Origin of the sequence: Providencia sp. (genome assembly GCF_040396775.1) — a bacterium.
Taxonomy (GTDB): Bacteria; Pseudomonadota; Gammaproteobacteria; order Enterobacterales; family Enterobacteriaceae; genus Providencia.
This window is the reverse complement of sequence record NZ_JBEBNT010000008.1, coordinates 53,581-66,696: the sequence shown is the minus strand read 5'-3', so window position 1 is coordinate 66,696 and position 13,116 is coordinate 53,581. Positions and strand designations below refer to the sequence as shown.

Here is a 13,116-nt window from a genome sequence, read left to right as displayed (position 1 = left end):
GTGTCATTAAAGGATTTTAATGGCGTAATTTTCGCCCATTTTCAGGGAAAGTAATGGTGTGAGTTCACGTTGGTGATGGTCGCAGGCAGAGTTTAAGAGAGGGAAGCATGAAACGTTTTTTAACGACACTGATTATTTTACTTGTTGTCATTGTTGCGGGTTTAACCACATTAGTGATGCTGGTCAATCCGAATGATTTTCGTCATTATATTGTCGAGCAAGTAGAGAAGAAAAGTGGCTATCAGCTTGAATTCAATGGGGATATGCGTTGGCATGTTTGGCCGACATTGAGCATTATCACAGGCCCCGTCTCTCTGACTGCACCGAATGCATCCACACCTGTTTTAAGCGCTGAAAATATGCGCTTAGATGTTGAACTGTGGCCTTTGATTTCCCACCGTTTATCTGTCGAACAAATTGTGATTGATGGTGCTGTTATCCGTAAAACACCAGAAAGTGCACCTCAAGCACACAGTAGCGACCCTATTGCACCTGGGGGCTCTACCTCTCAAACTACCTCTGTTGATAAGAGTAACTGGTTGTTAGATATCGAAAAAGTTGATATTTCTAACAGCCTAGTGATTTGGCAAACGCCAAAAGATGAATTTAACCTGCGTAATATTAACCTGTCACTGAAAAAAAATAACAATCAGCAAGTGGTGGTCAAATTCAGTGGTAACTTAAATAAAAACCAACAAGAATTTGTGTTCGATACGCGTGCAGATGTTGATTTATCGGCAATCAACCAAAAAATTAGCGGCCAATTAACGCAGTTTGATTATTCGCTTAGTGGTGTGGATTTACCTGAAAACGGAATATCTGGGCAAATCACCACAGATTTTTTATATAACAAAGGGCAGGAGCCTAATGCGAATTTAACCAATCTATCGATTAAAGCCAATGAAAGCCTGTTAACAGGGAATATTCACGTAAAATTAGACGATATTCCGAAACTGGCTGTTGAATTAACATCTGAAAAATTAGATTTGGATAATTTGTTAGGTACAGTCTCTACCGCTGCAACATCGGAGGCGGAAACAAATAATAACCGTGTTGGGGTCAAGCCTGTTATTTCAGGAACAAATACACAACGGTATGATTTATCAGGTTTAAAATCATTTACGGCCAATGTTGATTTATCGGTAGGGAATTTAATTTATCGAGGAATGTCGGTCAATGATGTGGTGATTAGTGCCCAAAACCAAACGCCACGTTTAACGGTTTCTAAATTACAAGGTAAAGCGTTTGGTGGTGAGTTCTCATTACCTGTTACGTTAAATTATAGCTCGGTGCCAGCGACGGTTTCGGCAAAACCCGACTTTAAAAATATTGATTTAACACCGTTATTAAAAGCGTTTAATATGCCACAAAAACTCAGCGGCATTATCTCCCTCAATGCGGCGTTATCGGGTGTTGGTTATGATGATTATGCGGTGAAAAACCAATGGCAAGGGCCTGTTAACTTTGAACTGAGAAATGCAAAATTGCATGGGTTGAATATTCCACAATTAATTCAGCAATCTGTTTCCCGTGTAACGAACAAAATTAATGCCCCCGTGAATACAGGGAATTATACAGAAGTTGAATTATTCACAGTTAAAGGCTACTTGAATAAAGGTAATATGAATATTTCATCAATGAATGCGAAATCCGCTTTGGTGAATATTAACGGCCAAGGCCGCGTAAATATTCCAAATGAAAGCATTGATGTGAATTTAGGTGTCAATATTTTTGGTGGCTGGGCGGGGGATTCACGCCTAGTACAGCAATTACAAGGCATGAATATTCCACTGCGTATTTACGGTAATTGGCATAGTTTGCAATATCAGCTTGATGTGGAGAAATTGCTGCGCAGCGAATTGCGTACTCAAGCTAAACAGGCCATCGGTAACTTCTTGAAGAAAGAAGAAAATAAAGGGCTGAATGAGCTATTAAATGCACTGTAAGCATGTTACTAATCGCAAACATCCGATAACACATTTGCGATTAGTCTTGCTCTTGTTTAATGGTGCTCAGTTAGTTTAGCTGTTTTAGATTTATTTATCGATTCTACATTCTCTTGACGCGATTTTGCATAGTTATTAGAGGCACTATTTTCGTAATTGTTTTTCTTTTGTAGTGGTTTTAACTCATCTTGTCGTTTTTGCATTCTTTTTTCAAAACTCTCAAGTTTTTTGAGTTTTGCAGATTGCCCTCTCGTCATATTACTTTCAATTCTAGGACTAAAATCTTGAATTTTATTTTTTATATCTCGTAAGCTATCTGAAATATCAGTGATTTCTTGGGCTGATTTCCAACTCGCTTTTCCTGTCATTAATTTATGGATGCTGCTTTTGATCTTTGAGATTTCTCTAGACAATACATCTAAATCTTCAGTCGTTACTTTAGGTGGTTTCACTGTGGTGACAGGTTCATTTGTTTTTACCCCTGCATTCGCGCTTTTCATTGTAGTTTCTTGTGCGGGTAAGTTAAATGAAACATGTTTCTTGGCTACGCTATTTTGATGGTTATCCCCTGATTTTAAAATAGGCTTAATGGGCAATGGGGTCGATGAATTCGTGATGCTTTTTGCTGAGTTTCCCAAGGTGCTATTTGTTTTTTGATTTGTATTACAAATATTGGCACGTGGAATTTTGATTATTATTGGTGATATTTTGGTTTTCATGATTACTGTCTCTTTAAAATTTTGATTATTAAACTGGTTTAATTATTCAAGGTTTCAATGTTTTCTGCTTTTAAAAAACGATGAAGAGTACATTTTTACCGTATTATTTGATGTGTAACGGTACGGCATACTTCTTTTCTGTTATGAATTTTTCAAATGTTAGTTGGTACTCAATTTTTAACATCTGGTTTTTTAAAGAGGTTAATATTTTCTGTTTCCTTTTATGGTGCGGATAACTCGAGTTGTTGAGTAAAATCTGGCAATCATTCAAGCAGATAACTATAGAGTTAAATTCAGATTGCATCTCTATTATGTCATTTGGATGTAATGCCTCATTGTTTGATATCAGCGGTGTTATTCTATTATTGAGGTCATTTATTTTAGATGACATATTTTTTTTTAGTATCTGAATATCATTTAAATGAACAGTCTTTTTTATTGTAGTGGGCAGTCGATTTTTTTTATTAGGCTGCATTTTTAGCAGGTCAATAGCATCGTTGGTCTTTTTTTTACCATGATTGTGTGGTGTTTCAGCTACTCTAGGAAAATCAATTAAATCGTTTTTTAGCCTTGTTGCTTGATTTGCAATTGAACTAGCAGTTCTATTGATTTGTGAATTGCTTATTAAAATACGTGTAATGGAATTAAACTTTGAAAGTGGCAACATGAATTAACTTTTAAATGAATATTATTTAATGATGATAATTATTCACGAAGAAAATGGGTTATCTTGCAAAAAACGCGATTGAACGGTGTTTGGTATAAATCTAATTAATATATCGTAAGGTTATCGGCAAAAAAATACCGACCTCTTGGCCGGTATTTTGGTATTTAGTTAAGGTTAGTCATCTTCATATTCATAACCATCCCCTTCGCGAGCGGGTGGTGTGATTAAGACTTTATTGACACGGTGGCTATTGACTTCCAATGGTTGGAAGATACAACCATTAATGGTGACTTGCTCGCCGACTTCTGGAACACGTTGTAAATGCTCCATTAAGAGACCCGCGATGGTTTCGTATTCACGTTTGTCATCTAATTCCATCGGCACAAACATGATCAAGTCTTCCAGTGGCATAAAGCCATTGGCAATCCACGTACCGTCATCAAGTTTTTGAATATCATGACGCGAATCATTCTCTTCATCACCAACGGGTAAGTTACCTGCGATGGTTTCCATCACGTCGGTCAATGTCACGATACCTTCAATAGAACCAAACTCATCGACCACAAATGCAAAGTGAGTATGCGCTTTACGGAACTGTTCCAATGCTTTGAGCAGTGATAGGCCTTCAGGGAAGATCAGCGGTTGAGTGATTAACGCACGTAAATCCAGTGGTTTACCATTCAGTTGCTGCTTCACTAAATCCATCACATGCACAACACCAACAGGTTCATCGCTTATCGTTTCATCAATCACCACAAGGCGTGAGTGCGGGTTTTTCTCCATCAATTGCAACAAATCGCTAGAGGATTTATTGATATCAAGATAGTCCACATCGTGGCGCGAGGTCATGATACTTTCAACGTTACGCTGCGCCATCCCTAGCACACGAGCAATCATCAAACGCTCTTGTGGGTCAAAGACCGATTTATTATCTGCGATAAGGTCAGAGGTGTGAGGGTCTAATTCACCTCGTTCTGAATTACCACTTAAAATGCGCAATACCGCTTCAGCTGTACGTTCACGCAGTGGGCGTGTACCTGTCAGGAATTTACGACGGTTAAATTGCGCAAATTGGTTTAGCACCTCAATCATGATTGAGAAGCCGATAGCCGCGTATAAGTAGCCTTTCGGAATAGCGTAGCCAAAACCTTCTGCCACAAGGCTGAAACCAATCATCAACAAGAAGCTTAAACACAGTATGACAATGGTTGGGTGCTGGTTAACAAAGCTAGTTAACGGTTTACTTGCCCAAATCATTAATGCCATTGCAATGGTCACTGCCGCAATCATAACGCCGATATGGTCAACCATACCGACCGCAGTGATTACAGAGTCCAGAGAGAACACGGCATCAAGAACAATAATTTGTGCAACAACAGCCCAGAAATTCGATGTCTTCCTTTGGGTATTTGCGTGTTCGTCTTTACCTTCTAGCCGCTCGTTGAGTTCCATCGTTGCTTTAAACAAGAGGAACAGCCCCCCAATTAACATAATCAGGTCTCGGGCACTAAATGGGTGCTCAAACAGCGTGATTATTGGTTTGGTGAGGGTAATGAGCCACGATAAGCTGAATAGAAGCACAACACGCATAATTAGGGCTAATAAAAGTCCAGTTACACGGGCTCTATCACGCAGCTTTGGCGGGAGCTTATCTGCCAGAATGGCGATGAAGACGAGGTTATCAATACCAAGAACGATTTCTAGAACGATTAGGGTAGCGAGGCCCGCCCAAATCGAAGGATCTGCGATCCATTCCATACAGTTTGTTTTACCTTCTGATATGACGGCTTATACCGACTGGAGAATAATGCGGTTTGTTGAGAGAAATATCAATAAAAATTCACTTTATCCTAGAAATCCTTTAAGTTGCAGCGGTGTTGACTACGCTACGCTCGCCGAGTCACATAGTGTATCTATGCTCCCCGTCTATCTTCGCTTATCGCCTACCTGCAACGTGAATTATTTGGAGTATAGTCGGGCAATTCTTGACAAAAATGGCGTTGTATACGTCATCGATTGCATCAATAACTACCATGCAGCACAATCCTAGGTTAATATGTGATCCCGTTAACAGAATGTCAGCACATTGAGGCTGACTTGGTCCTAATCAGACAGGAGTTGTTCATGTCAAAGCAGCAGATTGGTGTTGTCGGAATGGCGGTCATGGGGCGTAACCTTGCGCTCAATATTGAAAGCCGTGGTTACTCAGTGTCTATCTTTAACCGTTCTAAAGATAAAACAGACGAAGTAATTGCCGAAAATCCAGGGAAAAACCTCGTTCCCAACTATACAATTGAAGAGTTTGTTGACTCTCTGGAAAAACCACGCCGCATCTTATTGATGGTTAAAGCGGGTGAAGCAACGGACAAAACAATTGCCTCGCTGACTCCTCATCTGGACAAGGGTGATATCCTTATCGACGGTGGTAACACGTTATTCACGGATACAATCCGTCGTAACCGTGAATTATCCGCACAAGGTTTTAACTTCATCGGAACAGGTGTTTCTGGTGGTGAAGAAGGCGCACTAAAAGGCCCTTCAATTATGCCTGGTGGACAAAAAGAAGCTTACGAACTGGTTGCGCCAATCTTAAAAGAAATCGCAGCGAAAGCGGAAGGCGAACCTTGCGTGGCTTACATGGGGCCAGACGGGGCAGGTCATTACGTTAAAATGGTCCATAATGGTATCGAATACGGTGACATGCAGTTAATCGCTGAAGCTTATTCATTGTTAAAAGGTTCATTAAACCTGAGCAATGAAGAGCTGGCAGGCACCTTTGCAGAGTGGAACAAAGGTGAATTGAGCAGCTACCTGATTGAAATCACTGCCGACATCTTCAAGAAAAAAGATGAAGATGGTAAGTACCTTGTTGACGTGATCCTAGATGAAGCGGCAAACAAAGGCACGGGTAAATGGACGAGCCAAAGTGCGCTGGATTTAGGCATTCCTCTGACATTAATCACTGAGTCTGTTTTCGCACGTTATATTTCTTTCTTAAAAGACCAACGTGTTGCAGCGTCTAAAGTCTTAACAGGCCCAATCTTAAAACCCGTTGAAGGGGACAAGAGCGCGTTTGTTGAGAAAGTCCGTCGTGCACTGTACTTAGGTAAAATCGTTTCTTATGCACAAGGCTTCCAACAGCTAAAAGCGGCATCAGACGAGTATAACTGGGACCTGAATTACGGTGAGATTGCAAAAATCTTCCGTGCAGGCTGCATCATTCGTGCGCAATTCCTGCAAAAAATCACGGATGCTTACAACCAAGATGCAAAAATTGCCAACTTACTGTTAGCACCATACTTCAAACAAATCGCGGACGAATACCAACAAGCACTGCGTGATGTTGTGTGCTACGGCGTGCAAAATGGTATTCCAACACCAACGTTCTCTGCGGCGATTTCCTATTACGATAGCTACCGCTCAGCGGTATTGCCTGCAAACTTAATCCAAGCGCAGCGTGACTACTTCGGTGCTCACACTTATAAGCGTACGGATAAAGATGGTGTTTTTCACACTGAGTGGATGGAATAAAGCTAACATCATCCTTTATCGATGATGCAAAAGGCGCTAAATTTAGCGCCTTTTTTGCCTTTCATAGGCAGAATGAATAAATGATGAATTTATTTATTTTATCATTTCTTTTTTGATAGTTAGATTAATCGTTTCTGCTACATTATTCATCAATCATTGAATAACATAACTTTTTACTACGGTGTCTGAGCATAGTTTCATGCGTAATTTTCTTATTTTATTGCTTTTATTAGTCTTACTTGGCCCATTGGGTATCGATTTATACCTGCCGACTATCCCTGATATTGCGAAGGATTTAGGCAGCAGTGAATCCGTTATTCAATCGACTATTGCGCTATTTATTCTAGTCCTAGGTTTAGGGCAATTGATTTCGGGACCGCTGGTGGACCGATACGGCCGCAAACCTATCGCAATGGTTGGCATGGTGCTCTACATTATTGGTGCGGGTGTTGCCATTGCGGCCACGACGCCAACGGTGTTTATTGCCTCCCGTTTGTTGCAAGGGGTTGCCGTTTGTTGCACCTCTGTGGTGGCATTTAGCTGTGTTCGTGACCGTATGAACGGCACTGAAGCGGCGCGCGCATTTGGTTTTCTCAATGGTACATTGAATATTGTGCCAGCGCTTGCACCATTATTAGGTGGGTTACTGGCAGAAGCATGGGGTTGGCGCGCGCCATTTTGGTTCCTTGCGTTGTATGCCGTGATCATAATGGTATTGGTCGCGGTATTTTTACCTGAGACACGCCCTGCAAACTTGCCTAAAGTGAAAGTGATCCCTGTGGAAACCTATTGCCGCGTTTTAGGGAATCGTCAATTTATCATTTTTGCTCTCGTTAATGCGGGCACTATGGGTATGGCATTAACTTATGTTTCCCTCGCACCGACGGTATTGATGGGGGATGCTCAATTAAGTCCATTAGCATTTTCTATCGTGTTTGGCATAAATGGTTTTTGGATCATGTTTGCTAGTTATATTGCGAACCATTTTATTCATAAAATTGGGCGTCCTGCGTGTTTATTTGTGGGCAGTTCTATGATGGCAATTGGCAGTTTAGGGTTGGTATTGGGTTTTGTGGTGTTGCCTGAAGCTATTCAAAGCCATTGGAGCGTCTATATGTTACCCGTGGCCTGCGCCTGTACTGGGCTTGCCTTTATGATGGGAACGGCAACCAGTTATGCTTTAGAGCCTTTTGGTAATGAAGCGGGTACCGCATCTGCGTTAGTGGGTTTTGTCCAAATGGCTGGCGGCGCTGCTTTAGGTCTATTGGCTATCGCGTTACCCATCGCACCAAAATTATCGTTAGCAATCGTGATGTTAGTTGGCTGTATTTTTGGTTTAGTGGCGAGAAAGGCCAGTTTGAGGTTAGCAGAGCCTCATTAATAATGTAAGAGCAGGTCGATAAGCCTGCTCTTACTCATATTGGTTTAAATGGTTAGCCCATTAATGGTCGTGGGTAATTTAAGTTCTCTAATTTCAATATTTTTAGATTCTTTTAGCTCACCTTTAATAAAAATTTTAACTTTAACGGGCTTTAAGTCTCGCTCAATATTCACATGAAAACGGTTCATATGAGATGTTTTGAAATTGGTACCATGAAGTTTGTATTGTCGCGTTGTTCCATCTTCAAGGTCGAATTCCAAATAAGAAGAACAAGAATCTAGCTTCTTATTGTCTTCATAAACCATACCTGAAGAACCATATAAAATATCTTGTACATGGTTTGATTTTTGTTTTTCAGGATCGGTGACTAAAATTTGCCCTTCAGGATCATAAAAACCGAGTACGGTAATAACGGGAACATCTTGTTTTATTGGTTTTTTGTGTAACCCATGGTGATGAGATTTAACCCATGACTTACCATCGGAAATATAGGTTATTTTTTCATTTTTCTTAATTTTATCAGTTTCACCATTAAGGTGAACAGTCGTATCCCAGTCAGCACTAGTTTCTATTATGATGGTATCTTCCGCATTTCTCGATGATGCGTCAGGTAAATGTATATTTTTACTATGATAGCCATTACCTAATTTTATTTTTAGCACATCATATTTTTCGAGTGCTTTACATAATTTATATAGAGAGATATCTTTACCATTTTTAACGGGAATATTAAATTGGAGAAAGCTTGGTAATTCTAAATAGGTATCTTCCATTTTGCTTGTTTCAGAATTCCATTTTTGATAACCCGTTGAGGAATCAGTATTAAAAGCGTGAAGTTTTTCTAGTCGCTTTTGGATGGCGGCTAATGTATTTGGTGTATAGAGTGAATAAGCATTATTTTTCTTATCTTTCGGACTTCCACCATTCATTGCATCGTAGTCTGCTCTCCCTGACTGTCCAAAATTTGGGATAAACATATTGTTATCCGCGTCCCAGCCCCACGTTGAGTTCTTCTGATGAGAAGGACGATGGATACCAAATTCTGTCTCTCCACCGTAAAAGTCAATAATATTAAAATTATGGCCTAATTCATGGCTAAACTCATTGCCTATTGAATCCTCAACAGAAGCAAGCCCACCTTTATAACTACCCAGCCCCCCATGGACAACCTTACCATTTTGATATTGACCAACAGAGTTATAGACGACTATTTGTGGGGTTGGTACAAATGTGGGGCCATCATCTGGTGAACTATTAATGCCAGACGTTGCCATATGAATGCCTTCCCCATATGCCCAGCGAGTTATTTTTGAAATTGACTTTTCATGCCAACCACCATTTTCAGGAATAACCTCTTTTAAAATCGACCCATCACTGAAGACAAATTGATCGACCCGCGTTGATTCATAGCGGTTTACGAGGAGTATTGAGGCTGGAATTTGTTGATAATATTGCCGATTAAGCTCGGGAGTATCCCTAAAATCGAATTTATCTCTCGGCTCAGTGAAAATACCAATATCCAAAAGATGTAATCTTAACGTCGTTGGTGAGCCTATAGTGGTCTTTGGTAAGATGCCCATTTTATTTTTATGTATAAAATCAATTTTTATATTAGGCTGAATATATTCACCAGGAATCGTTGTTGACCAAGTATTCTCCATATACTCAAGGTTATTCATATGTTCAGGCAGGACTATTAATGGGTTATTTCTCCATTTCTTAGTATCAGTGACAAAATCGAGATTGAGGAATTCCCCTTTTTTTAGCTCTAAATAGGTACCATCAATATGGATCTTCGTGCTCTTGCTTGCCGTCGTATTAAAGGTGATATAGCAATAACGATTTCCATTTGGTAATTTGATGGAATCAACCCAGTTTTCATCATTAATATCTATTCTGATTTGTCTTTGATTTCGTAATAGTAGATTTTCCATAAACTGAGTACTTTCTTGCATTTTTTCTAGTTTTTCTTTTTCATTTATGACTTCATCATATTCGAAACGTCTCCCTAAGCTCAGTTCTGATGCCTCGGTATTGATTGGCAGTTTTCTCCAAATACCTTTTTTATCGCAGACAAAATAAAGAACCCCCCCTTTTTTTAAAGTTATCTCCTTATTATTAAAATCAATTTTTTTCTTCTCCATAGACTTCGAGGAAAATTGTATTATTTTCGATGCGTATTGTTTATTATTTATTAATTTGAATTTTTTGACGTTAGAGTTATCGTGGATATCTATTTTTATACTTGAATATCTTTCTAGTAAAAGGGGGATTTCAGTATGATAGTTTTCTATTTTATCTTTATCACTTAACTCATAATCAAAAGTTTTAGGGATTTTTTTACTCGCAGACAGTTCTTTTAGTTTTTTTGTTTCAGATTTTGTTAGCCATCTCCCATTATTATCACAAATAAACTGGATAGAATGATTTTGTTCTATTTTATGATGTTTATTACTATATCTGATAAAAATATTTGAATTGGTATTATTATGGAAAACTATATTTTTACCTTGGTATTGTGGGTTTGAGTTAAGGTGAATAGATTTAGTCCAATTATCGAAATTTATCCCATTGAAATTAAACTTGATATTATCTGGTTTAGAAATCAGTTGATTAAAATAGTTTGGACTTTCTAGTACCTTATTGAGCTGATTTACATCTCTGACTTCTAAATCAAAAAAACTCGGTTTTTTAAAGTCTTTAGGCCTTAAGTTTGTTTCATAAATGCTCAGATAGGATAACTGGGGCAGTTTTGATGGAGGCGAAAGCTTTTTAAGATATGACCCTGTTCCTTTACTATCTGTTATTTCTATATAAACATCTTCGTTATCGGGAATTTTATGTTGGGGTTTAAACATCATTAAGGTTTTTCGATTAGGCACCAATGTTGGTTGTATATCTCCTTCAATTCGATTAATAGCAGGAATGATTGAGTTCTGTGCAAAATAAACACTTCCTTTTAGATCTCCGTATGTGTCACTGCTCTCTTTTTGCGTTGAAGTGCCAATGAATTTATTTTGATTATAATAATTTTTTTTGGCTTCTTTATTATAAATAGCCGGGTTAAGAGGATGAAAACTTTCATTTAAATCTAGATTGGCGTATGGATGTTCGGGGGGAAAATAAGATGTCATATTATTTAGAAAATCCATATAACCATAGAAATGATCTATATTATCGATTGAATAATTTTTAGTTGGATCCCCAGATATTAAGCTGCTTATGAATGTACTGAGTAAATTCGTATTTTCAGTCATGGTATACCTTATGATTTTATTTTTCATCATCAGTTTTTAAAGTTCAATGTTAATTTATTAAATATTTAATTAAACGTTAAGTGTTTATTTCTGAATTAAGTCTGAAATAAAATTTAATAATTATTAATTACTCAATCATTAATTTATTACTATAATAGTATTTATTTATATTAATATGATATTGTATGATAAGTTTATAGGTAGCCTATGAGAGGGCGTTAGATGGTAAATCCCTTATTAAAACAGCCCCGAGTGGCTAAAGGTGATGTGTTGTGAGCGCGAATACATCACCATAGAAAGCGTTCTATGGTAATCATAAACAGTTAAAATAGGTTTATTACCATGAATAAGAAACATTGGTCAAAATATCAGTTATTACATGAAGTTGTGAAAAACCCGAACATTCATATTAAAGGCTGCCATAGCTATTACAGTGATTGTTGGGATGACGGCTTTGAAAATTCCGTTGTGCGTTATTTGCAAGGGGATGAGCAAAGTCGCGATTGGCAGCTTGCGTGGGATGTTGATCAACTGTATATCGGCGATTATGTCTGCATTGGCAGTGAAGCGGTGATTTTGATGGGGGGAAACCATACCCATCGAATGGACTGGTTCTGTTTGTATCCTTTTCTTGAATTTATTGAGGAAGCTTATATTGGCAAAGGGGATACGGTTATTGGGGACGGTGCATGGATAGGTATGCGGGCGTTTATTATGCCCGGTGTCAAAATCGGTGAGGGTGCCATAATTGCGACCAACAGTGTGGTCGTGAAGGATGTTGAACCTTATTGCATTGTGGGGGGGAACCCTGCGAAGCCCGTTAAACATCGGTTTGCACCTGAAGTCATTACCGAGCTATTGGCACTGAAAATCTATGATTGGCCAGAAGCAAAATTCACTGCATTAAAGCGTGTGATTTGTGGCTCTGATTTTCCGGTACTAAAACAAGCCAGTATCGAATATGACCAACAGCGTCATTCGTAATTGTTATAAGGGGATTCCGCGGGATCCCCTTTTTTGCTATTAGGCGGTTAGCTTTCTTCTGTGCGAATAAATTCAACCAACGTAGGCTGTGCAATGCGTTGATAATCTTGTGTATTTAAAATAATTGACCGCTCTAACGTCCCTGCATTGAATGCCAGTTCATCAAAACGTGCAAATAGTAACGGATCGGCAATAAGCAATAAATTTGGGTGAAAGCTAAACGGCGGGATCGCACCAAATACGCACTGAGTCAGTTCATCCACTTCTTTTGGGCTTGCCAGTGATGCACGAGTTCCACCAATGGCGATGGCGATTTTGCTTAAATCGGCTTGCTTGTCCGCGGGTAAAATGGCTAAAACATGTTGCTTCACTCCATTCCCTTTTACATGACAGACTAAACCCTTAGCGCCTTGCCCTAATTGCGTGCCACGAATTTTCGCGACTTCTTCTGATTTCCCTGCGGTGGAGTGCTCCATCACACGGTATTTGGCTTGATTCTCATCTAATAACTGCGTTAATTGCCTAAAAATGACGTTCTCTGGCACCGTTTTCTTCCCTTTAAAACCCCTTCAATAACAAGGAATGATAACAAGTTCATTGGGAGATACAACCGCAAAACGTAAGAGTCAAT

9 protein-coding genes are annotated in these 13,116 nt (G+C 39.0%); 4 read left to right on the top strand and 5 right to left on the bottom strand.

All coding sequences use genetic code 11. The features are described 5' to 3' along the window. Positions 1–107: 107 nt before the first annotated feature. Positions 108–1,946, top strand: coding sequence for an outer membrane assembly protein AsmA (gene asmA, locus ABWP91_RS10775; protein ID WP_353243282.1), 1,839 nt, complete (start codon positions 108–110; stop codon positions 1,944–1,946). Positions 1,947–2,002: 56 nt separating this feature from the next. Here the strand turns inward: asmA and ABWP91_RS10770 are convergent, their stop codons facing one another. From ABWP91_RS10770 to ABWP91_RS10760, 3 genes are all read right to left on the bottom strand, one after another. Next, positions 2,003–2,665: a hypothetical protein gene (locus tag ABWP91_RS10770; RefSeq protein WP_353243281.1), complete on the bottom strand. Its 663-nt coding sequence runs from the start codon at positions 2,663–2,665 to the stop codon at positions 2,003–2,005. Between the two features lie 103 nt (positions 2,666–2,768). Next, positions 2,769–3,332 (bottom strand): hypothetical protein, encoded by a 564-nt coding sequence (locus ABWP91_RS10765; RefSeq protein ID WP_353243280.1) that lies wholly within the window; start codon positions 3,330–3,332, stop codon positions 2,769–2,771. A gap of 174 nt (positions 3,333–3,506) precedes the next feature. Then, positions 3,507–5,090 (bottom strand): TerC family protein, encoded by a 1,584-nt coding sequence (locus tag ABWP91_RS10760; RefSeq protein ID WP_353243279.1) that lies wholly within the window; start codon positions 5,088–5,090, stop codon positions 3,507–3,509. Between the two features lie 366 nt (positions 5,091–5,456). Between ABWP91_RS10760 and gnd the strand changes: the two genes are divergently transcribed. After that, positions 5,457–6,863, top strand: coding sequence for an NADP-dependent phosphogluconate dehydrogenase (gnd, locus tag ABWP91_RS10755; RefSeq protein WP_353243278.1), 1,407 nt, complete (start codon positions 5,457–5,459; stop codon positions 6,861–6,863). Positions 6,864–7,062: 199 nt separating this feature from the next. Continuing rightward, positions 7,063–8,244, top strand: a complete 1,182-nt coding sequence (locus ABWP91_RS10750; RefSeq protein ID WP_353243277.1) for a multidrug effflux MFS transporter — start codon at positions 7,063–7,065, stop codon at positions 8,242–8,244. 44 nt (positions 8,245–8,288) lie between these two features. On the opposite strand, the gene ABWP91_RS10745 is transcribed toward ABWP91_RS10750, so the two are convergent. Continuing rightward, a complete protein-coding gene (locus ABWP91_RS10745) occupies positions 8,289–11,501 on the bottom strand; it encodes a M66 family metalloprotease (protein ID WP_353243276.1) in 3,213 nt (1,070 codons plus the stop codon). A gap of 342 nt (positions 11,502–11,843) precedes the next feature. Between ABWP91_RS10745 and ABWP91_RS10740 the strand changes: the two genes are divergently transcribed. Continuing rightward, positions 11,844–12,485 (top strand): CatB-related O-acetyltransferase, encoded by a 642-nt coding sequence (locus tag ABWP91_RS10740; protein WP_353243275.1) that lies wholly within the window; start codon positions 11,844–11,846, stop codon positions 12,483–12,485. Positions 12,486–12,532: 47 nt separating this feature from the next. On the opposite strand, the gene ABWP91_RS10735 is transcribed toward ABWP91_RS10740, so the two are convergent. After that, positions 12,533–12,961 (bottom strand): YbaK/EbsC family protein, encoded by a 429-nt coding sequence (locus ABWP91_RS10735; protein ID WP_255586413.1) that lies wholly within the window; start codon positions 12,959–12,961, stop codon positions 12,533–12,535. Positions 12,962–13,116 lie beyond the last annotated feature (155 nt).

Coding starts and splice junctions, on each gene's coding strand:
- ABWP91_RS10745 (WP_353243276.1), bottom strand. CDS start 11,501: ATGACTGAAAATACGAATTTACTCAGTACATTCATAAGCAGCTTAATA.
- ABWP91_RS10735 (WP_255586413.1), bottom strand. CDS start 12,961: ATGGAGCACTCCACCGCAGGGAAATCAGAAGAAGTCGCGAAAATTCGT.
- ABWP91_RS10750 (WP_353243277.1), top strand. CDS start 7,063: ATGCGTAATTTTCTTATTTTATTGCTTTTATTAGTCTTACTTGGCCCA.
- gnd (WP_353243278.1), top strand. CDS start 5,457: ATGTCAAAGCAGCAGATTGGTGTTGTCGGAATGGCGGTCATGGGGCGT.
- ABWP91_RS10765 (WP_353243280.1), bottom strand. CDS start 3,332: ATGTTGCCACTTTCAAAGTTTAATTCCATTACACGTATTTTAATAAGC.
- ABWP91_RS10770 (WP_353243281.1), bottom strand. CDS start 2,665: ATGAAAACCAAAATATCACCAATAATAATCAAAATTCCACGTGCCAAT.
- asmA (WP_353243282.1), top strand. CDS start 108: ATGAAACGTTTTTTAACGACACTGATTATTTTACTTGTTGTCATTGTT.
- ABWP91_RS10760 (WP_353243279.1), bottom strand. CDS start 5,090: ATGGAATGGATCGCAGATCCTTCGATTTGGGCGGGCCTCGCTACCCTA.
- ABWP91_RS10740 (WP_353243275.1), top strand. CDS start 11,844: ATGAATAAGAAACATTGGTCAAAATATCAGTTATTACATGAAGTTGTG.